Source organism: Halanaerobium hydrogeniformans, from assembly GCF_000166415.1.
In the GTDB taxonomy this organism is placed as follows: Bacteria; Bacillota; Halanaerobiia; order Halanaerobiales; family Halanaerobiaceae; genus Halanaerobium; species Halanaerobium hydrogeniformans.
In genome coordinates this window covers 2,047,896-2,070,774 of record NC_014654.1, presented here as the reverse complement: position 1 = coordinate 2,070,774, position 22,879 = coordinate 2,047,896, and the positions used below count along the sequence as shown (strand labels likewise).

Below are 22,879 nucleotides of genomic sequence, written 5' to 3'. Positions count from 1 at the left end.
TTCTTTTTAAATTTGATATAATAAATTTTAAAGTATAAAAGACAGGATGATATTTTATGGATTTTAAAAGAATTGTAGTAAAGATAGGGAGCAGTTCTCTAAGCAGCAAAAATGCTAAACTTAATTTTACAAAAATCGATGATCTGACAAGACAGCTGGTTGATTTAAAAAACCAGGGCAGAGATGTAATACTTGTTAGTTCTGGTGCTATTGCTGCCGGTATGGGAGAATTAGGTTTTGTAAAAAGGCCTAAATCTATTCCTGAACAACAGGCATGTGCTGCAGTTGGGCAGGGTCTATTAATTGGTATATATAATAAGTTTTTCCGCGAATATGGAGAAAAATGTGCTCAAATTTTATTAACTTCAAGTGATTTAGAAAATAGAAACAGATATTTAAATGCATTTAATACTCTAAAAGAACTTTTAGAACATGGTGTAGTACCGGTTATTAATGAAAATGATACTGTCGTTACAAATGAAATCAAGGTCGGAGATAATGATACACTCTCAGCGAGAGTTGCCGGGCTTGTTGAAGCTGATTTATTAATTAATCTTTCTGATGTAGATGGTCTATACAATATTTCACCAAATCAAAACAACAAGGATTTAAAATTAATTTCTTTAGTTGAAAAGATCAATAAAGAGATAGAGGATATGGCTGGTGGTAAAGGCAGTTCCTTTGGTACCGGTGGAATGCAGACTAAGATTGAAGCGGCAAAAATTGCAGTTAATTCAGGTGTTATTATGATTATTGGTTCTGCAGAAGATAAAAATTCTCTTTTAAATTTAGTGGAAATGGCTGAAAAAAAAGAATATAACATGGGGACTACATTTTTAGCTGAAAAAGAAAGTTTATCAAAAAGAAAACAGTGGCTCAATTTTAATTTACCGCCTTCTGGCAAAATCTTTGTTGATAAAGGTGCTGCAGAAGCTTTAATTAAAAGAGGTAAAAGTTTACTTCCAGGCGGTATTACTGGAGTAGAAGCAAATTTTAATAGTGGAGAACTTGTTTTAATCAGTAATGGAAAGAAAATTATTGGTAGGGGTATTGTAAATTATAGTTCTGATGAGATTAAAAAAATTAAAGGAGCTCATTCAGAAGAAATTAAAGATATTCTTGGTTATTTTAATAAAAGTGAAGTGATCCATAGGGATAATATGGTAATAGGAGGAGATCATTATGAGTATTAGAGAAGAGTTGATTTCTCAAGCAGATGCAGCTAAACAGGCTTCAAGAAAATTGGCTAATACTGCTACAGGTGATAAAAATAAGGCATTAAATTTGATTGCAGACAAGTTAATCGAAAGACAGGCTGAGATACTAAAAATTAATGAAGAGGATATGCACAATGGTAGAGAGAACGGCTTAAGCAGGGCTCTGCTTGATCGCTTAAAATTAACAGAAGAAAGAATTGAATCTATGGCCCAGGGTTTAAGAGATGTTGCTGCTCAAGAAGATCCTATTGGAGAAGTCCCAAAAATGTGGAAGCGTCCAAATGGTCTTCAGATTGGTCAGATTAGAGTTCCACTTGGAGTAATAGCAATTATATATGAGGCTCGTCCTAATGTAACAGTCGATGTGGCAGGTCTCTGTCTAAAATCAGGTAATGCTGTAATTTTAAGGGGAGGCTCTAATGCCTTTAATTCAAATCAGATTTTGAGCAATATTATTCAGGATGGTTTAAAAGAAGCAGGTTTAGATAAAGATAGTGTTCAGCTTATTTCAACAACTGATCGTAAGGCTGTTGATGTATTGTTTACTTTAACTGATTATTTAGATGTTTTAATCCCTAGAGGTGGAGCTGGCTTAATTCAAAAAGTTGTCAATGAATCCAAGATTCCTGTAATAGAAACCGGAGTTGGTAACTGCCATGTTTATGTTAATAAAGATGCAGATATAACAAAGGCCAAAAAAATAGTATTTAATGCAAAATATTCTCGTCCTGCAGTCTGTAATGCTGCAGAAAGCCTGCTTGTAGATAGTGAAATAGCAGAGGAATTTTTGCCTGAAATGGGACGTATATTCTCAGAGAGCAATGTTGAGTTAAGAGGCTGTGAAAAAACAAAAGCCATTCTTCCAGGTATAAAAGATGCTGTTGATGAGGATTATTATACCGAATACAAAGATTATATTATGGCTGTTAAAGTTGTAGAAAACTATTCTGAGGCAGTTGAGCATATCTATAAATATGGAACAAAACATTCTGAAGCTATAGTTACAGAAAATTATACTACAGCAAGAAAATTTTTAGATGAAATAGATGCTGCGGCTGTATATGTCAATGCTTCAACCAGATTTACTGATGGAGGTCAATTCGGCCTGGGAGCAGAAACAGGAATTAGCACCCAGAAATTACATGCTCGTGGTCCTATGGGATTAAAAGAGTTGACCACTACTAAATATATAATTATGGGTGATGGACAGATTAGAGAATAGTTTTATTTAGGAGGTTATGATGAAACTAGCTATTATTGGACTTGGGAATATGGGTCAGACTATTTTAGATGGTATTTTAAAAAATAATATTTTAGTGGCCGAAGAAATTGCAGCAGCTGACAAAAAGTTTGCGGCAGATGATTTTAGTTTAAAAAATAAATATCCAGGTCTGTATTTTACAGCAGAGAACAAAGAGGCAGTTTTGAAAGCTGATTATGTTATTTTGGCTGTTAAACCCCAGATTTTTTCTAAAGTACTTAGTGAAATAAAAACTATATGTGATGATAAGACAATTATCTCTATTGCTGCTGGTATTAAAAGAGCTTTTATTGAAGAACAAGTACCTAATAATACTGGTGTTGTAAGGGTAATGCCAAATACTCCTGCTCTTGTTGGAGAGGGGATGAGTGCTCTATCCTTTTCAAAAAAGCTTGCTGAAAAAGAGAAAACATTTGTTAAAAGTATTTTTAAATCTTTTGGCAAGATTATAGAGATAGAAGAAGAACAAATGGATGCAGTTACTGCCTTAAGTGGTAGTGGGCCTGCTTTCGTTTATCTTTTTATAGAAGCATTATCTGATGCAGGAGTTTTAAATGGTTTGGACAGAGAAAAGGCTCTTAAACTTGCTGCTCAAACTGTAAAAGGTGGAGCAGAAATGATTTTGCAGAGTAAAAAGCATCCAGCTGAATTAAAAGATATGGTAACATCTCCTGGGGGGACGACTATTGCAGGACTAGCTTCTTTAGAAGAATCCGCTTTTAGATCAGCGGTAATCAAAGCTGTTTCTGCTGCAGCGAAAAGATCAGAGGAGCTGGGCAAATAAATGGGCAATAAAGAGTTTAAATTTATCAGTAACTCTGCTGAAGAGAGTAGTGATTTTGCCCAAAAAATAGCTGCTTATATAGAGCCGCCAGTCTTAATTTTACTTAAAGGAGAATTGGGTTCTGGCAAAACTTTAATTGCCCAGGGTATAGCCTCTGCTTTGGGTTATGAAAAAGAGGTTACCAGTCCAACCTTTAATCTTGTTCAGGAATATCAGGGTGCTCTGGAGATAATTCATATGGATTTATACAGGCTCAATAAAAGCGAAGAATTAATAGAAATCGGTTTTGAAGATTATTTAAACAGAGATGCTGTTATATTAATAGAATGGCCGGAAATTGCTTTATCTTTAATTCCGGCTGATTTTATTTTTATAGAAATTAATAAAATAACTTCTAATAAAAGAGAAATAATTATTAGTGGTGAGGGCAAAAAGACAGAACGATTTGTAGAAAGGTTGTTTGAAAATGTTAATTCTTGGGATTGATACTTCAACAGATTTTTTAGCTTTATCTCTTATGGAAGATGATAAAATTAAAGCAGAATATAATTTAAGTTTAAAGAGACAACATAGTGAAAAATTACTGCCATTAATAGATGAACTTTTTAAAACATTTGAATTGAAAGCCAAAGATTTAGATGCTATTGCAGTTGCTACAGGACCAGGTTCATTTACAGGTCTTAGAATAGCGATAACTACAGCAAAAATGCTTGGAAGAATTTTTTCGATTCCAGTTAAAGGTATTTCCACTTTGGAGATAATGGCTGCTGGTCAGAGAGCAAATTATATACTAGCAATGCTTGATGCAAAAAGAAACAGGGTATATTATTCTTTTTATAGTAGAAAAACAGATGATTTTCAAACTGAATTAGATAAGAAATTTAAATTAAAAGAGATTTATAAGGCTTCAAGTATTGAAATAAATAATTTAGCTGAATTATTATCTGATTACAAAGCTGAAGAAATATTGCTGATTGGTGATAAAACTGATAAAACTGCAGAAATATTAAGAAATTCAAATTTTAATATATTAAAAGCAGAAGCAGAAAATAATTATCCTAGAGCGGCAGTATTAGCTAGATTGGGCAGAGATTATATCAGTGCTGGTCAAAGAGATGACATTTATCAGCTCAAACCAACCTATTTAAAAAAACCACAGGCAGAATTAAATTGGCAGCAGAAATATGGAGGTTAATTAATTTGAATTCTAAGATAAATTATAAGAATAAAGAAGATGACATTTTTATATTGGCTTTAGAAAGTTCCTGTGATGAGACTGCAGCTTCAGTTACTAAAAATGGATTGGAAGTTTTATCTAATGTTGTATCTTCTCAGGTAGAGCTGCATAAAAAATTTGGTGGTGTGGTTCCTGAAATAGCTTCTCGCAAACATTTAGAACTTTTACTGCCGGTAATTGATGAAGCTCTTGAGAAAGCAGGGCTCGAATTTGCAGATTTAGATGCTGTTGCGGCCACTTATGGCCCTGGCCTTGTTGGAGGCCTATTAGTCGGTTTAACAGCTGCTAAGGCTATTTCTTTGAGCTTAGAGATACCATTAATTGCAGTAAATCATATTGCAGGACATATTTATGCCAACTTCATTGATAATCCTGAGATAAAAAAACCTTTAATCTGTTTGACGATTTCTGGTGGTCATACAGATTTACTTTATTTTGAAGATCTTAAAGGTTATGAAATTCTTGGTAGAACTAGGGATGATGCGGCTGGAGAAGCTTTTGATAAAATTGCAAGATATATGGGTTTAGGTTATCCAGGTGGTCCTGCAATCGAAAAAGCTGCTCAAAATGGTAATCCAGAAGCTGTAGATTTCCCAAGAGCTGTGATGAATGATAATAGTTTTGATTTTAGTTTTAGTGGTCTTAAAACAGCTGTAATGAATTATATAAATAATCAAAAGCAGAAAAATATAAAAATAAATAAGGCAGATCTTGCTGCAAGCTTTCAGGAAGCTGTAATTGATAGTTTAAGCTCAAAATTACTGGAGGCAGTTGAAAAATATAATATTAAAAGTGTTGTACTTTCAGGTGGAGTTGCAGCAAATCAACGGCTGAGAGAAATAGTTGCATCTAAAATGAAGGAGCTTGAGATAGATTTTTATTATCCTTCTCTGGAGCTTTGTACTGATAATGCTGCAATGATAGGTGCAGTAGCTTATTACCAATATCTTGACAGGGATTTTGCCTCACTTGCCATAAGTGCTGATCCGTCTTTAAAGCTGTAGGTGAAAAGATGCTAAAAGATAAAAAAGAAATTTTATTTAAAACTGTAAAAGAAAATAATATTTTGCCTTTGACTTCTATTTGCAAATTGAATTGTATTTTTTGCAGCCATAAAAATAATCCTCCTGAAATTGAAACATACAGCTTTGGGCATTTAGATTTTGAGCTTATTAAAATCATGTTGGAATTTCTTGATCATAAAAAGCCCGTTATTATAGGAGAATCAGCCAGTAAAATTATTGAGGGAGAGCCATTTGCTCATCCTAAAATAATGAAAATACTAAAACTTTTAAGAAAAAAAAGACCTGGAGTAGAAATTAAAATAACCACAAGTGCTTCTTTTATTGAAGAAAAAGAACTAAAGCAATTAGCAAAATTAGCACCATTGGAGTTAAATATTTCTTTAAATGCCCCCGGTCCAGAAGAACGGGTTTTTTTAATGAATGATCCACAGCCAGATAATGTCTTTAAAATAATTAAAGAACTAAAAAATTATCCAATAAATTTTCAGGCAAGTATAGTTTCAATGCACCATATGCGAGGCTTTTCAAGTTTAGAACAAACTCTTGATTTTTTAGAAAAACATAATCCACCTCAAACTTTAAGAATATTTTTGGCTGGTTTTAGCGATTTTGCAAGAGGAGATAATGTTGCTGGAGCAGAATATTATTTTCAATTAAAACAATTTCTTGACAGTAAAGCGGAAAAATATTCTTATCCAATTATAATTGAGCCGCAGATCATTGATAATTTAAATGCTAATATTGAGGGGATTATTAAAAATTCTGCAGCAGATTTAGCAGGATTAAAAAAAAGTGATATAATTATAAAAGTAAATGGAGAAAAAACCCAAAGTAGGGTTGATGCTTTTTATAAAATCAAAAAATCCGCAGATCCAGAATTATTGCTTAAAAGAAAAAAACAAACAATAACCATTAGTTTAATAAAAAAGGGAAAAGAAAAATCAGGTATTATTATGGCCTATGATATATCTTCCAGAAAAAAAGAAAAACTATTAGCTTATCTTGAACAGAGTCTAAAAGCTAAAGAAAACATTTCAACTGCAGTTCTTTGTTCAAAAATTGCCTTTCCACTACTAAAAAATATCACAAAAAAATTTTTAAAGGGAAAATATAATTTTGCTTTATTAAAAGCGGAAAATGAATTTTTTGGAGGTAATATTTTTGCTGCCGGTTTGTTATTAAATAGTGATCTTATAAAAATTATTGAAAAGTCTAACTTTAACTTCAAAAGATTGATTTTACCAGAGATAATTTATGATTATTATGGAAATGATTTAGCTGGAAATGCATATACAGAACTTGAAGATAGATATGATTGTGAGGTTATTTTATTATAATTAGCAAATAGCACTATATAATTAATAATTTTAAAGATATTAAAAGAATGAAAGAGATAATTAACTTTAAGAGCATTTATTAAACTATAAACCTTCTTATTGGTCTTTTATTGAGCTTGATTTTAATTTCCTTCTTAGATATTATATTTACAGTGCTTGTTAGCACTCACCTCAATTGAGTGCTAATCATAAATGAAAATAAAATGAAGGGGGTTATTTTTTAATGAGTATTAAACCATTGAATAACAAAGTTGCAGTACAATATTTAAAAGATGAAAAAGAAGAAAAAACCACAGAAGGTGGAATTGTAATTCCTGATTCAGCTCAAAAAGATGAAAAACCACAACAGGGTAAAATAGTTGCTGTGGGAGATAACATCGCTGAAGAAGGACAGGATGATCCAGTAGCGGTTGGAGATCTAGTAGTATTTGATAAATATGCTGGAACAAAAGTAGAAATTGACGAAGAAGAATATATTATTCTTGAAATCAAAGATGTTTTAGCAGTAATTAACTAGATATTCAGTCTAAAAATTCTTTAATACTTTTAAAGTTTTTTTAATGTTTAGGAGATTGTATTTTCTTTTTTGAGTAATCAAAAACATAATTTCTATTCTCAATAAAGACTGTTAAATGTTGTTGAATTTCTGATAAAGAAAGAAGTTTAGTAATAATATTAAAATATAACTCAGTTTTATCATAGGAGGTTTAAATAATGCCAAAAGAATTAAAATTTGGTGAGGAAGCTCGCCGCAAATTAGAAAGTGGAGTTACAACTTTAGCAAATGCTGTAAAAGTTACACTTGGACCAAAGGGTCGTAACGTTCTTTTAGAACAGAGTTTTGGTGCTCCAACAATTACTAATGATGGAGTAAGTATTGCTAAAGAAATAGAAGTCAAAAATCATTATGAGAACATGGGTGTACAAGCAGTAAAAGAAGTTGCAACAAAAACAAATGATGTTGCTGGTGATGGAACTACTACTGCAACAGTATTAGCAGAAGCAATATTTAAAGAGGGAATAAAAAATGTTGCAGCTGGTGCAAATCCAATGTTACTTAAAAGAGGAATACTTAAAGCTGTTGAAACATTAACTGAAGAGATTGCTTCAGTTTCCAGACCGGTTGAAGGAAAAGAAGCTGTATCACAGATTGCCACAATTTCGGCTGGAAATGATGATGAAATAGGTCATTTAATAGCAGAAGCTATGGAAAAAGTAGGTCAGGACGGAGTTATTTCTGTTGAAGAATCAAAGAGTATGGGAACTTCTTTAGAAGTTGTTGAAGGTATGCAGTTTGATCGTGGATATCTTTCCCCATATATGGTAACAGATACAGATACGATGGAAGCTTCATTAGAAGACCCATATATTTTAATTACTGATAAGAAAATAAATAGTATTCAGGATATATTACCTCTTTTAGAACAGGTAGCTCAATCAGGTAAAAGCTTGTTAATTATTGCAGAAGAAGTTGAAGGAGAAGCATTAGCTACACTTGTAGTTAATAAAATTCGTGGAACCTTTAATTGTGTAGCTGTTAAAGCACCTGGCTTTGGAGAGCGTCGTAAAGCAATGTTAGAAGATATTGCTGTTTTAACAGGTGGTACTTTAATTACTGAAGATCTTGGTCTTAAACTTGAAAATGCAAGTGTTAATGACTTGGGTCAAGCACATAAAATTACAATTACAAAAGATGATACCACTATCGTAGAAGGTAATGGTGATAAGAAAAAAATTCAGGATAGAATCAATCAATTAAGAAAGCAAATTGAAGCTTCTACTTCTGAGTTTGATAGTGAAAAATTACAGGAAAGACTCGCTAAATTAGCTGGTGGAGTTGCAGTAATCCAGGTTGGTGCTGCTACAGAAACTGAATTAAAAGAAAAACAGCATAGAATTGAAGATGCTTTATCTGCTACTAGAGCAGCTGTAGAAGAAGGTCTAGTTGCAGGTGGAGGAACTACTTATTTAGAAGTTCTGTCAGCTTTAGATGATCTCAATTTTGAAGGTGACATGGGTACAGGAGTAGACATTGTAAGAAAATCTTTATCTGCTCCAATAAAGCAAATCGCTTCAAACGCTGGTTTTGAAGGTTCAGTTATTGTAGAGAGGGTAAAAGAAAAAGGACCAGGAATTGGCTTTGACGCCATGAAAGGCGAATATGTTAATATGATCGAAGCTGGAATTATTGACCCTGCCAAAGTAACTCGTTCTGCTCTACAAAATGCTGCTAGTGCTGCAGCAATGCTCTTAACCACCGAATGTTTAGTTGCCGACAAAGGTGATGATGATGACGATAATGGTGGAGGAATGCCCGGAGGAATGCCCGGAGGAATGGGCGGAATGGGCGGAATGGGTGGAATGGGCGGTATGATGTAAGCCTGATTCCATTCATAAATAATTGACTTATTATAAAGTGCATCCCTCAGGGGTGCACTTTTTTAAATTTATAAAAGGTTTTTTAATTCTTTTAGAGAATAAAATAATTAGAGAAATTGATTATAGATTTTTAAGGAAATAATTTTAAATAAATAAAACTTAAATTCAACTATTAAGTTATTTATCCTTAAAAATTTCTATATATTTACAAATAACATTAATTTTCTAAATATTGAATTTTTTTCTTTGTAGTGTTATAATATAGATGGATTAAATTAAAATTTAACAATAAAATGCTGTGGGATAGGGTGGTTATATGATAAAAGAATTTGATATTTATGTTATATCTGATTCAGTTGGTGATACAGCTGAGCAGGTGGCTCGGGCGGCAGCAGAACAGTATAAAAATGCAGATTATGAAATTAAAAAACATCCATATGTGGAAAGTAGAACTAAAATAGATGATATTTTAGACCCAATAGATAATAGAAACTCTATTGTTGTATATACAATAGTTAATCAAGAAACAGCTCAATATTTAGAAGATAAATGTCAAAAAAAAGGGTTTCCCTTTATTGATATAATGGGCCCCTGTCTTTCAACTTTTACTGATTTTATTGGCCAAGAACCAGCACGAGAATCGGGGGTGATAAGAAAATTAGATGAAGATTATTTTAAGCGAGTAGAGGCAGTAGAATTTGCCGTAAAATATGATGATGGCAAAGACCCAAGAGGAATTTTAAAAGCAGATATAGTCCTCATAGGAGTATCTCGTTCTTCAAAAACTCCTTTAAGTATGTACCTGGCACATAAAAATTATAAAGTGGTTAATATTCCCCTTGTAAAAGGTGCTAAGGTACCTGATCAGGTTTATGAAGCTCCAAGAAAAAAAGTGATTGGTTTAACAATTGATCCTTCAGATCTAATTGAAATAAGAAGAGAGAGGATTAGAGTGCTTGGGCTTGATAGTGGAGTTGATTATGTTTCGATAGATAAAATCATTGAAGAATTAGATTATGCTGAAAAAATTATGCGGCGAGTGGGTTGCCCAGTAATAGATATGACAAAAAAAGCTGTTGAAGAAGCAGCAAATTTAATTATTGATATTATCAATGATTTAAATTAATTTAAGGAGGGGTTTTGTTGAAAAAGTATATCTACTCATTTGACGAAGGTAAAAAAGAAATGAAGTCGTTGTTAGGTGGTAAAGGAGCTAATCTTGCTGAAATGAGCAATATTGGATTGCCAGTACCTCCAGGATTTACAATCACAACCGAAGCCTGTATTAGATATCTTGAAATGGGTGAAAAGCTTGAAGACCAAATTAAAGAGGGTATTTTTGATTACATGAAAGAGTTAGAAAAAAAGCAGGGTAAAAAGTTTGGTGATTTAGAAGACCCCTTGTTAGTTTCTGTTCGCTCAGGTGCAGTGATTTCTATGCCTGGTATGATGGATACTATTTTAAACTTGGGCTTAAATGATAAAAGTGTTGAGGGTCTTGCTAAAAAAACATCAAATCCTAGATTTGCTTATGACAGCTACAGAAGGCTCATTCAGATGTTTGGTAATGTTGTCTTAGGTATTCCTGCTTATGAGTTTGATAATTTTCTAGAAAAAAGAAAAGAAAAAAATGGTTATGACAATGACACTGATCTTGAAGTTCAAGATTTAAAAGATATAATTGAAAAATTTAAAAATTTAATTAAGAAGCGCAAAAACATAGAGTTTCCACAAAAACCAGAAGAGCAGCTTTTAATGGCTGTTAAAGCTGTTTTTAGTTCCTGGAATAACTCTCGAGCCAGATCATATAGGAATATTAATGATATTCCTCATGATTTAGGTACTGCAGTTAATGTGCAAACAATGGTTTTTGGTAACATAGGAGAAAATTCTGGTACTGGAGTTGCTTTTACCAGAAACCCAGCAACTGGAGAAAATAAAGTCTTTGGAGAATTTTTACTCAATGCTCAGGGTGAAGATGTTGTAGCAGGAATAAGAACTCCTAAAGATATTAGTGAACTCAAAAGATTAATGCCTGAAGTTTATGAAGAATTCGTAGAATTAACTGAAACATTAGAAGAGCATTACAAAGATATGCAGGATATAGAATTTACCATTCAAGAAGGAGACTTATATGTACTCCAGACCAGGACAGGTAAAAGAACTGCAGATGCTGCGGTTAATATTGCAGTAGATATGGAAGAAGAAGGTTTGATCGATAAAGAGACAGCAATTTTAAGAGTAGATCCTGAAGATATAAGTCAGCTGCTTCATCCTAATTTCAAAAAAGATGAATTAGAAAAAGCTGATAAGTTAGCTCAAGGCCTTGCTGCTTCACCAGGGGCAGCAACAGGTAAAGTTTATTTTACTTCTGAAGATGCTGTAGATGCTGCAGAAGCCGGTGAAGATGTGATTCTGGTTCGTAAAGAAACATCACCTGAAGATATTGAAGGAATGGTCAAAGCTGAAGGTATTTTAACTTCAAGAGGTGGTATGACTTCTCATGCAGCTGTTGTAGCAAGAGGTATGGGTAAATGCTGTGTTGCAGGTGTTGGAGATATCAGAGTAGATGAAGATGCTAAAAAGTTCTATGTTGATGATAGAGTCTTTAATGAAGGTGATTATATATCCCTAAATGGTAGCTTAGGTGAAGTATATGCAGGTGTAATAGAAACCACAGAAGCACATTTAAGTGATAATTTCATGATGCTAATGGAATGGTCTGATGAATACAGACAGCTTGGTATCTATACAAATGCAGATACACCTAAGGATGCGGGAGTAGCACTTGATTTTGGTGCAGAAGGAATTGGTTTATGTAGAACAGAGCATATGTTCTTTGAAAGCGGCAGGATCATTTCGGTTCGGGAAATGATAGTTGCGAATACCAAGAAAAAACGGCAAAAAGCTTTAGATAAGCTTTTCCCCTATCAAAAAGATGATTTCAAAGAAATATTTAAAGTTATGGAAGATAAGGCTGTAACAATTAGACTATTGGATCCACCGTTACATGAATTTTTACCACAAAATGAAAAAGATATTAAATCTTTAGCAGATGAACTTTCTATTCCAGTTGAAAGCTTAAAAAGAACGATTGAAGAGCTGGAAGAAATGAATCCTATGCTGGGCCATAGAGGCTGCCGTCTGGGTATCAGCTATCCTGAAATTTATAAAATGCAGGTTAAAGCTATCATTTCCGCAGCATTAGAGGTTAATGAAGAAATGGGATATGATGTTCAGGCTGATATCATGATTCCTTTAATTGGCACTGAAAAAGAACTGGCTATTTTAAGGGAGCAGGCCTTAGAGGTCGCAGAAGAATTGATAGATCAATCTAGTGTTGATCTCAGTTATACTATTGGTACCATGATCGAGATTCCAAGAGCAGCCTTATTAGCAGATGATATTGCTAAACATGCTGACTTCTTCTCCTTTGGAACCAATGATTTAACCCAGATGACCTATGGATTCTCTCGTGATGATGCCGGTAAATTCATTAATCAGTACATGGATAAAGAAATATTCCGAAAAGATCCATTTGCGACCCTTGATCAAGAGGGTGTTGGGAAATTAGTAGATATGGCTGTTAAGCTCGGAAGACAAACGAAAAAAGACTTAAAAATAGGAATTTGTGGTGAACATGGTGGAGAACCTTCTTCAATAGATTTCTGTCATAGAGTAGGTTTAGATTATGTTTCCTGCTCACCATATAGGGTTCCTATTGCCAGACTTGCAGCTGCTCAGTCAGCAATAAATAATGATTAATTATCAAGACAATTAAAATTAAATATTAAATCAAGAATTAACAGCTCCCCTCTGGAAAATTTGTTTTCAAGCAGGGGAGCTTTTAGATTAATATCTTTATTTTCTACCTTGACAAAAGTGTATTTTCCACTGTATACTTTAGTAAATAAAAGCGGAAGGGGAATTAGATGGAATACGATAAAATACTGATCCTTGATTTTGGGGGACAGTACAGTCAGTTAATTGCAAGAAGAATAAGAGAATTTAATGTGTATTCGGTAATAAAACCACATAATATTTCTTTAGCTGAAATTAAAGAAATTGATCCATTAGCTATTATTTTGTCAGGAGGTCCTGATAGTGTAACCTTAGCTGGAGCTCCAGGTGTTAATCAGGGAATTTTTGAACTGCAGATACCAATTATGGGAATCTGCTATGGAATGCAGTTAATGGCTCAGCTTTTAGAAGGTGGAGTAGTAGAAAAAGCTGAACATGGTGAATATGGTAAGGCAAATTTAGAAATTTTTTCGGGTAAGGATATTTTCAAAGATATCGAAAGTAAAACCCAGGTCTGGATGAGTCATGGTGATCATGTCAAAAAGCTTCCAGATGGTTTTGAAAGAATTGCTAAGACTGAATTAACAGATACAGCTGCTATGGCAGATTTTGAAAGAGATTTTTATGGAGTGCAATTTCATCCTGAAGTAAATCACACTTTAGAAGGAAAAACAATGCTTCATAATTTCCTTTTTAAAATAGTAAAAGCTAAAGCAAGTTGGAATATGGCAGATTATATCAATGAAGAAATAGAAGCGATAAGAAAACAGGTTGGTAAAGGTAAAGTTATCTGTGGTCTCTCCGGAGGTGTAGATTCTGCCGTAGCTTCTGCAATTGTACATAAAGCAATTGGTGATCAGTTAACCTGTATTTTTGTTGATCACGGTTTACTGCGCAAAGGAGAAGCAAAACAGGTTAGAAGAACCTTTGGGGAAGAATTCAATATCCCATTAATTTATGTAGATGCAAAAGAGCGATTTTTAGATAAATTGAGTGGTGTTAGTGAACCTGAAGCAAAACGTAAAATAATTGGAGAAGAATTCATAAAGGTTTTTGATGAAGAAGCGGAAAAACTTGAAAATGTACGTTATTTAGTTCAGGGTACGATTTATTCTGATGTTATTGAAAGTGGAGGTACCGAAAAATCAGCCACAATTAAAAGTCATCATAATGTAGGAGGACTTCCTGATGAGATGAATTTAGAATTGGTAGAACCACTTCACTTTTTGTTTAAAGATGAGGTAAGAAAAATTGGTGAGGTTTTAGGTCTACCTGAAGAAATCGTCTGGAGGCAACCTTTTCCTGGACCAGGCTTGGCGATTAGAATAATTGGTGATGTTGATGAGTCTAAATTAAATATCTTAAGAAATGCAGATGCAATTGTACAGGAAGAAATAAGAGATGCAGGTCTTTATAAAGAAATATGGCAATCTTTTGCTGTGTTACCAGATCTTCGCAGCGTTGGAGTTATGGGGGATGAAAGGACTTATGGTTATCCAATTATTTTAAGAGCGGTAAACAGTGATGATGCTATGACTGCTGATTGGGCAAGATTGCCTTATGAGTTAATGCAATCTATTTCTAATAGAATTGTAAATCAGGTATCTGAAGTTAACAGAGTTGTATATGATATTACTTCTAAACCCCCTGGAACTATTGAATGGGAGTAAATAAGAGAAAAGGGGTGTAAACTTTGTCAAGAAAAGTAGATGATAAATTTACTGATCAGTTGTTTAAGGCAATTTTGCTTTTAAAAGATGAAAAAGAGTGTTATGACTTTTTTAGAGATATTGCTACAGTTGGTGAGATTAAAGCTCTTGGGCAAAGATTAGAAGTAGCAAGAATGCTTAAAGAAGGCTATACTTATGATCAGATTGTGGAGGAAACAGGTGTTAGTACTGCTACAATTAGCAGAGTCAAGCGTTCTTTAGAATATGGGGAAGATGGTTATAATTTAATTTTAGCAAGATTGAATAAAAATAATGAAAATTAAATAAAAGCAATATAAAAACCGGCTGTTGTAACAACAGCCGGTTTCAAATATTAAATCAAATTTATTTGATGTTTTCTTTTTTCATAATTGAACGGGCAATTACTATTCCAGAAACTGAAGCCTGCATTAGTCCCCTTGTTATACCTGCTCCATCACCACCAAAATAGAGATTATCTACTTTGCTTTCTAGATTATTTTTTACCGAAAGGCGTGAGGAATAAAATTTAACTTCGACACCATATAAAAGAGTGTCACGGCTGTATAAACCTGGAGCTAGCTCATCTAAAGCCTTTAACATTTCAATTATTCCTGTTAGATGTCTGTGAGGAAGAACTAATGATAAATCACCTGGAGTAGCATCTTTAAGTGTAGGTTCAGTGATTGATCTTTCCAGTCTTTCGTCAGTTGTGCGCCTACCATCTAATAAATCTCCAAGTCTTTGGACTAATACCCCACCAGCCAGTAGATTTGCCAATTTTGCTATATCCTTACCATAGGTAATTGGTTGATGAAACGGCTCAGTAAATGTTTTACTAACAAGAAGGGCAAAATTAGTATTATGTGTTTTGATATCAGAATGACTGTGACCATTTACTGTTATCAAGCCCTGATTATTTTCACTAACAACTTCTCCATACGGAGACATACAAAATGTTCTAACTTTATCATCAAAAGTAGGTGTATGATATATTAGTTTGGTCTCATATAAATTGTCTGTTAAATATTCAGTTATTGCAGCTGGACATTCAACTCTGACTCCAATATCAACAGGATTAATGGCTGTTTCAATTCCAAGGGTTTTAGCCTGATCTGTTAGCCATTCTGCATTTTCTCTTCCTGCAGCAGCCATAACAAATTTAGCTTTAATGATTTTACCGTCAGCAGTTTTAACAGCTTTTATTTTTTCTTTTTCAACTATAAACTCTTTAACATTGGTATTGAAACGTATTTCAACCCCATGTTCTTCAAGATAATCCTGCATATTTTGTAAGACCACCTGGCTGTAGCCAGTTCCTAAATGTCTCAATCTAGCAGGAATAAATTTTAATTTTGCTTTAACTGCTTTTTTGCGAATTTCATTTTGTTGATCTTTTGGTACTCCAAAAACTCTATCTGGAGCTCCGAATTCCATATAAATATCATCCGCATAAGCGATATTATCTGTTAAAGCCTGTCTACCAATATATTTTTCTAAGTTACCTCCTATATCAGGCGATAGAGATAATTTGCCGTCACTATAAGCCCCAGCACCTCCCCATCCGGAAACAATTGCACAACTTTTACAATTTACACAACCTTTTCCAGGGTTTTCTTTCATTGGACAAATTCTTTTTTTTAGGTCAGTACCTTTTTCTAAAATTAGTATATTCAAGCCTGCATCTTTTTTAATTAATTCCATTGCAGTAAAGATACCAGTAGGACCAGCACCGATAATTATTACATCATAATCTTTTTTTGTCATTACTTTTAAACCTCCAGGTTTTAATTATGTCTAAATTATTAGACAAACCAATTAATACTATTCTTGACAGGGGGCAAAAATCCTTCTTTTTTAGCAATAAATCACCATTAATTTAAAATATCTTCAATAAAAACTCGAGATATTTACTTTAATGTAAAATCATAACTTGATATTAAAAATAAAATAACTTAAACTGTAGTTAGTGACTCAAGTTTACAATAATTTATTTGGAGGAGATATAGATGAAATATAAAGTAGGAGAAAAGATTCCTGATTTTAATCTTAGTGATCATACTGGTGAAACTCTTAGCTTAGAAAAATTTGCTGGTAAAAATATTTTGTTATCATTTCATCCCCTGGCCTGGACTAGAGTTTGCAGAATGCAGATGGAATCATTAGAAGATAATTATCAGGTTTTTAAAGAAAATAATACTGTCCCACTGGGTGTAAGTGTTGACCCTGTTCCTGCCAAAAAAGCCTGGGCAGAAGAACTTGGTTTTGAAAATCTTAAATTGCTGTCAGATTTTTGGCCTCATGGAACTTTTGCTTCAGAGCTTGGTATTTTTATAGAGAAAAAAGGTATTTCAGGTAGAGTAAATATTTTAGTCAATGATCAGGGAGAAATCCTGTGGTCTAAAGTTTATGATATACATGATCTTCCAGATATCGATGAGGTCTTAAAAGAGGTTAAAGCAAACAGCTAATTTTATAAATGTAAAGATACTTTAAATTAAAAAGCAAGTAAAAGGCGGCTAATATTAAAAGCCTTTTTGCTTGCTCTTTGTTTTTTGTGGTATAATTTATCTTAGAATGAAGATAGTTAATTTAATACTTTGATTTCACACACTGGGGGCTAATAAATGGAAGTATTGCTTTATATTATTATTATATTATTATTTATTGTAGAATTAGCAGCCATATTTATACCACTACTGCCTGATTCAGTATTTTTCTGGGCAGCTGTTATTTTATACAGAGTAATTATTCCAGACTTTGAGTATTCTATTTATTTTTGGATAGCTGCTGTAATTATAACTGTCCTGGTTTTTTTAGCAAATTATTTATCAAATGCATATTTTGTAAAAAGACAGGGTGGAAGTAATAAAACTGTTATAGCAGCGGTGCTTGGAATTTTCCTGGGAACTTTAATTATGGGCCCACTTGGTTTTATAATTGGACCATTTCTCTTGATCTTTGTTGTAGAGTATTGGCAGAGTAAAAACAGAGATAATGCTCTTCGCCTAGCCTTAAGCAGCCTTTCTGCATTTTTTGCCAGTGCTTTTGCCAGATTCTTTATGCAGCTATTTTTAATAATCTGGTTTTTTATAGAAATTATTTAGGGGGACAATTTATGTATAAAATTTATCGGGGAGATACTGGCACCGGGAAAAGTACAATTTTAAAAGAAAAATACCAAAAATTAGCCCAGAATAATTTGAGTGAAAAAATATTATTCTTTTTGAAAAGTGCTAAAGCAGTAAATTCCTACCGAGAAGAGCTGGACTTAAATTTAGTTGGTAATTTAAATATTTATACTTACTTTGGCTTTGTTAATCAAGAATTGAACAAAAATTGGCCTGCTGTAGAAAGAAAATATAGTGGAGAAAACAAAGTAATTGAACCAACTTTTATGAATATAGAAACTTCCCATTTTTTAATGAGCAATTATGTAGCAAAATATAGAAAAGAAAAGTCATATTTTCGCGAAATTAAAGCCAAGCCAGTTCAGATTGCGGTGCAGTTGATTGATAATCTTAATCTGGCTTCTTTTAATATACTTGAATTTAATGAACTAAAAAACAGGCTTTATCGTTGGACAAATAATGATCTTCAGCGTGAAAAATATGCAGAACAGTCAGTAGAGATTATGGAAAAGTTCCGTAATTTTTGCCTTCGCTATAGACTTTTTGATTATTCCACAGCTATCACAATTTTTAATCAATATCTTTTAACTGATCCTAAATATATTGATAATTTAAATTTAAGATTTGACTATCTTATGGTTGATGACTTAGAAAAGCTTATACCAGCTGGTCAAAGTTTAATTAAAAAATTAAGCACCGAAAATATAGAAGGATATTTTTCTTTTAATGAAAGTGGAGGTTTTAATAGATTTTTTGGTGGTAATCCTGCAGCAGCAAAAGAATTATTCTTTTCTGATGCTCAGGAGATTATTAAACTTGAAAAAAGCTATACATCTGCAGAAGAAAGCAGTGAATTAGCAAAAAAAATAAAATCAGTAGTAAAAAAAAGAGAGGGTAAATTACTACAATCACCATTACTTAAGGAGGAAATTGATAGTGAATTAAGGGGTGAAATGCTGTTAGAGGTAGGACAAAAAATTATATCACTTTTAAAAAAAGGGGCAGCAGAAAACTCAATTGCTATTATTTCACCTCAAATTGACAAAGTTTTAAGTTTTAGTCTAGAAAGAATTTTAGAGAAAAATGGTTATAATTTAAGTAATTTTAATCGCTCTAAAAGATTAGTTGATATACCATTTGCCAGAGCTTTATTGGTCCTATATTTGTTTTATTCAGATAAAACAGAAATGATCGGAATTTCTTCTTTACAGCAGAGTTTAAGCTTATTATTAGAATTAGACCCTCTAAGATCTTATATTCTAGCAGAAGAAATCGCAGCAGCCGGAATGAGTTTTATTGAACTAAAAGATAATAATCTACGCTTAAAGATAAACTTTGCTGCTGCAGAAAAATATGATTATTTAAAAGATTGGCTGGCAGATAAAAAAAATGAGGAGTTAACAATAGATGCCTTTTTCCAGCTTGTATTCAGTGAGCTTCTGGCTCCTTTAAGTCCTTCTCAGGAAGATATTTTTGCCTGCAGGCAGATGATTGAATCAGTAGCACGTTTTCGTTCTGCTGTTGAAAATTTTCATAAAAACAAAGAAGATTTAAGCAGCAGATATATTGATATGATTTATGAAGGTACTTTAGCCGCTGAAACACTTTTTAAAGGACAATCACAGGAAAAAGGTGTTATCTTAGCTTCTCCTTACAAATTTTTGTTTTCTCCAGAGCTTGAGGGAGTCAATCATTTGTTTTTAGTTGATATTTCCAGCAGCCACTGGTTAAGGAGTATTGCTAAAGAATTGGTAAATCCCTATATATATTCAGAAAGCTGGCAGCATCAGAATGAATGGAACGATAAGATAGATCAGAATATTAGATTAAAACAATTAAGTGATTTTCTTGTTAGTCTTGTTTATAAAGTAAATGATGGTATATATATAGCAGATAGTTTTTTTAACAGCAGTGGTAAAGAACAGGATGGACCATTATACCGCTGGCTTGATGTGAGAGGAGATTAAAGATGGATTTCAAAGCAAGACCAGGTCAAAAAGAAGTATTAGAATACCGCGGGGGACAGCTTGCAGTACCAGCAGTACCAGGTGCAGGTAAAACAACGGTTTTGGCTCATTTAGCAGCTGATTTAATAACTGAAGAACTTAACAGTGGACAAAAAATATTGATTGTAACCTATATGAATTCAGCAGTAGCTAATTTTAGAAAAATGATTGGTAATTGTCTGGCAGCAAAAGGTCTGCCCAGAAGTAGGGGTTATAGTGTTAAAACATTGCATTCACTTGCTTTAGAAATTATTAAGGAAAAACCTGAAGCAAGGCTTATCAACCAGGATTTTGAGTTAATAGAGTCAGGCAGGCGTTTTCGCTGGATAAAACAGTTATCGAGCAAATGGGCTGCAGAAAACAATGATCTTTTGCTGGATTATTTTAATCTTGAAAAAAACAGCTATCACTTTAAAAAATATTCCAAAAGGTGGAAGGATGAAGATTTTCCTGCATATGTTTCCTCGATGATATCTTATTTTAAACTTAAACTTCTAGAAGCTGATGAGTTAAGAGAAATGATTAGATATTCGAATTTAAGAAAGAGAAATATTTTAACTCCGGCAGCTGATATATATGCTGAATATCAATTTAAACTGGCCCAGTCCGGTCTGTTAGATTTTGATGATTTAGTTCAACACAGTCTAAAACTACTTAAAAAAGATCCTGATTTTGCAGAAAGAATTTCAGCTCAATATTCTTATGTTTTTGAAGATGAAGCTCAGGATTCAAATCAGGCTCAGGAAGAGATGCTTTATTTATTGGCCGGAGAAAATAAAAATTTGTTAAGGGTTGGAGATAGTAATCAAGCAATTACAGGAAGCTTTACCCTTTCTGACCCTGAAATTTTTCGTAATTATTGCCGTTCAGATGAAGTTAAAGTCCAAACAATGTCAGTTTCCAGTAGAAGCAGCCAGGATATTATTGATTTAGCAAATTTTTTGGTGGATTGGAGTCAAAGTGAATTTGAAAATAGAAATTTAGATGCTTTAGAAAAAAAATATATAGAGCCTGTATTAGAAGATGATCCTGTTTCTAATCCTGAGCCGGAGGGATATCGAATTGGTATTCGTTCATTTAAAAATTGGAAGGAAGAAAAAAAGTTTTTAGCCAGACAGGCATTTCGTAAATCACAGGAAAATTCGAATAAAACTACTGCGGTGTTGATGCCAATTGGCAGACAATTGGAAGAAATAGGAGCTGAAATAAACAAGTTAGGCGGAGAATATCAACTTGCTGGCAGTACTGCTTCTAATGTTTTTTTAACGGAAATTGAAGTTATTTTAAAATTTTTAACTTCACCTAATTCTGCCAATAATTTAAAATTGCTTTTGAATGAGGTGTTTTTAGAAGATGATCAACAAGCCAGGCAGCTGTTAGAAGAGCTGTTAGAAGAAAAAGAAGTAGCAGAAATTATTTTCCCCACAGCAGGTTTAAGCAGAGATATCTTTAATATTACATTAAGGAAAAAAGAAGGGTTTAATGAAATTTTTAAGGCAGTAACAAAATTACAGGGGTGGTTGGAGGCCTCAATGGAGATTCCACCAGATGAACTTGTATTATTTTTAGCAGAACGAATAGAACTAAGTGGTAAAAAACTTGCTTTAGCTCAAAATCTTTCTCTAGAATTTGGGCGTCTTTTAAAAGAGAATCCAGCCTGGAGACTTGATCAACTCACTGCAGAACTTCCAGAAATAAGGGATAGATTAAAACAGTTTGCTGAAACTTTAACGGAAATGGAAGGTTTTGAAACAGCTCCCGATAAGGTAAGCCTATCAACTATGCATAAAGCAAAGGGTATGGAATGGGATACAGTATTTATAGGTGGTTTAACATCTGATCAATTTCAGCATAGTGATGATGATTATTTCATGGGAGAAAAATTTTATTTAAGTGAAGAAATAAAAAATCCTAAGGCAGCTGCTAGAGCAGAATTAGAATATTTAATAAATGACAAAAAAGAAAAAAATGCTGATAAAAAAGCCAGACAACAATTAATTGCAGAGAGAATCAGGCTGCTATATGTGGCGATTACCAGGGCAAAAGAAAATCTGTTTTTGAGCAGTCATAAGAAAAGGGGCAGTTGGGATAAATCTCCTGCTTATGTTTTTAGTGATCTCAAAGATTTCATAAACGAGAAACAAAAAGGAGGGTCAGACCGAAATGGCAAATAATAGTCTATCAGATCTATATTTTTCCCAATCTGCTCTGGAAATTTTTAACAAATGCCGAAGAAAATTTAAATATCGTTATCTTGATGGTCTCTACTGGCCCTCTGAATGGGGAATGAAAGAGGAATTTAAAGAAGATATTGATCGCGGTAGAAAATTTCATCTGCTTGCAGAAAGATATTATAATAAGAGTATTGCCAGTACTGTTTTAAAAGAAAATAATCAGCTCCAGGCATGGTTCAGCCGGCTTAAAAATTATTGTCCTCTGACTAAAAATATTATTGCTGCTGAACAGGAAATACGTTTTCGAAATAATAAACTTAAATTTCTTGCTAAGTATGACCTTTTAGAATATAATTCTGAAGATAAGAGCATAACTATTTATGACTGGAAAACAGATCATAAAAGTTTATATCAAAAAGATTTAGTAAACTCAATTCAGAGCCGCTTTTATTTATATCTGATGGTTGAAGCAGCTTACAAATATTTTGCTGATGCTTATCAGTTAGAGGGAATGCCGAAACTGCTTTATTGGAATCCACGTTATCCTAAGGAAGAAATTAAAATTAATTACAATAAAAAAGATCATAAAAAGGATCGCGATTTTTTCGAGGCCTTGATCGAAGAAATTTTAGGGCAAGAAAATTTTGATCTTACTGATAACTTAAATCTCTGCCGCTTTTGTGAATACAGGCCAATTTGCAGAGGTAAAAAAGCAGAGGGGAAAGAATTAATTGAAGAAGACTTAAACCTTGATCTTGATTGGGAAGCGGTTGAAGAAATGGAGTTTTTGTAAATTGCTTTTAACTCTAAAAAAGATCAGAAATATTAGTATTCTGGGG

At 33.2% G+C, this 22,879-nt stretch carries 19 protein-coding genes; 18 read left to right on the top strand and 1 reads right to left on the bottom strand.

The window, feature by feature from the left end:
- The first annotated feature begins 56 nt into the window (after window positions 1-56).
- From proB to HALSA_RS09410, 13 genes are all read left to right on the top strand, one after another.
- Complete coding sequence (gene proB, locus HALSA_RS09470) at window positions 57-1,193, top strand: glutamate 5-kinase (RefSeq protein WP_013406349.1); 1,137 nt, start codon at window positions 57-59, stop codon at window positions 1,191-1,193.
- Window positions 1,183-2,439: a glutamate-5-semialdehyde dehydrogenase gene (locus tag HALSA_RS09465; protein ID WP_013406348.1), complete on the top strand. Its 1,257-nt coding sequence runs from the start codon at window positions 1,183-1,185 to the stop codon at window positions 2,437-2,439. Before proB ends, HALSA_RS09465 begins: the two co-directional genes overlap by 11 nt.
- Window positions 2,440-2,458: 19 nt before the next feature.
- On the top strand, window positions 2,459-3,262 hold the full coding sequence (proC, locus tag HALSA_RS09460; protein WP_013406347.1) for a pyrroline-5-carboxylate reductase: 804 nt from the start codon (window positions 2,459-2,461) through the stop codon (window positions 3,260-3,262).
- Entirely contained in the window at window positions 3,263-3,748 is a 486-nt protein-coding gene (locus HALSA_RS09455) for a bifunctional tRNA (adenosine(37)-N6)-threonylcarbamoyltransferase complex ATPase subunit type 1 TsaE/phosphotransferase (RefSeq protein WP_013406346.1), read from the top strand.
- Window positions 3,729-4,457, top strand: coding sequence for a tRNA (adenosine(37)-N6)-threonylcarbamoyltransferase complex dimerization subunit type 1 TsaB (gene tsaB, locus HALSA_RS09450; RefSeq protein ID WP_013406345.1), 729 nt, complete (start codon window positions 3,729-3,731; stop codon window positions 4,455-4,457). The genes HALSA_RS09455 and tsaB overlap by 20 nt, the downstream gene beginning before the upstream one ends.
- A 5-nt stretch (window positions 4,458-4,462) precedes the next feature.
- Window positions 4,463-5,503: a tRNA (adenosine(37)-N6)-threonylcarbamoyltransferase complex transferase subunit TsaD gene (gene tsaD, locus HALSA_RS09445; protein ID WP_013406344.1), complete on the top strand. Its 1,041-nt coding sequence runs from the start codon at window positions 4,463-4,465 to the stop codon at window positions 5,501-5,503.
- A gap of 8 nt (window positions 5,504-5,511) precedes the next feature.
- Window positions 5,512-6,861 carry a DUF512 domain-containing protein gene (locus HALSA_RS09440; RefSeq protein ID WP_013406343.1) on the top strand — a complete coding sequence of 450 codons (1,350 nt, stop codon included), beginning with the start codon at window positions 5,512-5,514 and terminating at the stop codon, window positions 6,859-6,861.
- A gap of 223 nt (window positions 6,862-7,084) precedes the next feature.
- On the top strand, window positions 7,085-7,378 hold the full coding sequence (locus tag HALSA_RS09435; protein WP_013406342.1) for a co-chaperone GroES: 294 nt from the start codon (window positions 7,085-7,087) through the stop codon (window positions 7,376-7,378).
- A 197-nt stretch (window positions 7,379-7,575) separates the two neighbouring features.
- Window positions 7,576-9,240 (top strand): chaperonin GroEL, encoded by a 1,665-nt coding sequence (gene groL / locus HALSA_RS09430; RefSeq protein ID WP_013406341.1) that lies wholly within the window; start codon window positions 7,576-7,578, stop codon window positions 9,238-9,240.
- A 316-nt stretch (window positions 9,241-9,556) separates the two neighbouring features.
- Window positions 9,557-10,366, top strand: coding sequence for a pyruvate, water dikinase regulatory protein (locus tag HALSA_RS09425; RefSeq protein ID WP_013406340.1), 810 nt, complete (start codon window positions 9,557-9,559; stop codon window positions 10,364-10,366).
- A 14-nt stretch (window positions 10,367-10,380) separates the two neighbouring features.
- Window positions 10,381-13,005, top strand: coding sequence for a pyruvate, phosphate dikinase (gene ppdK / locus HALSA_RS09420; RefSeq protein WP_041595818.1), 2,625 nt, complete (start codon window positions 10,381-10,383; stop codon window positions 13,003-13,005).
- 167 nt (window positions 13,006-13,172) lie between these two features.
- Window positions 13,173-14,711, top strand: a complete 1,539-nt coding sequence (gene guaA, locus HALSA_RS09415) for a glutamine-hydrolyzing GMP synthase (RefSeq protein WP_013406338.1) — start codon at window positions 13,173-13,175, stop codon at window positions 14,709-14,711.
- Window positions 14,712-14,734: 23 nt separating this feature from the next.
- Window positions 14,735-15,034: a YerC/YecD family TrpR-related protein gene (locus HALSA_RS09410; RefSeq protein WP_013406337.1), complete on the top strand. Its 300-nt coding sequence runs from the start codon at window positions 14,735-14,737 to the stop codon at window positions 15,032-15,034.
- 61 nt (window positions 15,035-15,095) lie between these two features.
- Here the strand turns inward: HALSA_RS09410 and HALSA_RS09405 are convergent, their stop codons facing one another.
- Window positions 15,096-16,496: an NAD(P)/FAD-dependent oxidoreductase gene (locus HALSA_RS09405; RefSeq protein ID WP_013406336.1), complete on the bottom strand. Its 1,401-nt coding sequence runs from the start codon at window positions 16,494-16,496 to the stop codon at window positions 15,096-15,098.
- 242 nt (window positions 16,497-16,738) lie between these two features.
- On the opposite strand from HALSA_RS09405, the gene HALSA_RS09400 reads away from it, so the two are divergent.
- The 5 genes from HALSA_RS09400 to HALSA_RS09380 all read left to right on the top strand — a co-directional run bounded on the left by HALSA_RS09400 (window position 16,739) and on the right by HALSA_RS09380 (window position 22,833).
- Window positions 16,739-17,200 (top strand): redoxin domain-containing protein, encoded by a 462-nt coding sequence (locus HALSA_RS09400; RefSeq protein ID WP_013406335.1) that lies wholly within the window; start codon window positions 16,739-16,741, stop codon window positions 17,198-17,200.
- A gap of 156 nt (window positions 17,201-17,356) precedes the next feature.
- Complete coding sequence (locus HALSA_RS09395) at window positions 17,357-17,836, top strand: DUF456 domain-containing protein (protein WP_013406334.1); 480 nt, start codon at window positions 17,357-17,359, stop codon at window positions 17,834-17,836.
- An 11-nt stretch (window positions 17,837-17,847) separates the two neighbouring features.
- A complete protein-coding gene (locus tag HALSA_RS09390) occupies window positions 17,848-19,827 on the top strand; it encodes a UvrD-helicase domain-containing protein (RefSeq protein WP_013406333.1) in 1,980 nt (659 codons plus the stop codon).
- Between the two features lie 2 nt (window positions 19,828-19,829).
- Window positions 19,830-22,040 carry an ATP-dependent helicase gene (locus tag HALSA_RS09385; protein WP_013406332.1) on the top strand — a complete coding sequence of 737 codons (2,211 nt, stop codon included), beginning with the start codon at window positions 19,830-19,832 and terminating at the stop codon, window positions 22,038-22,040.
- Window positions 22,030-22,833, top strand: a complete 804-nt coding sequence (locus HALSA_RS09380; protein WP_013406331.1) for a PD-(D/E)XK nuclease family protein — start codon at window positions 22,030-22,032, stop codon at window positions 22,831-22,833. Before HALSA_RS09385 ends, HALSA_RS09380 begins: the two co-directional genes overlap by 11 nt.
- Window positions 22,834-22,879: the final 46 nt, after the last annotated feature.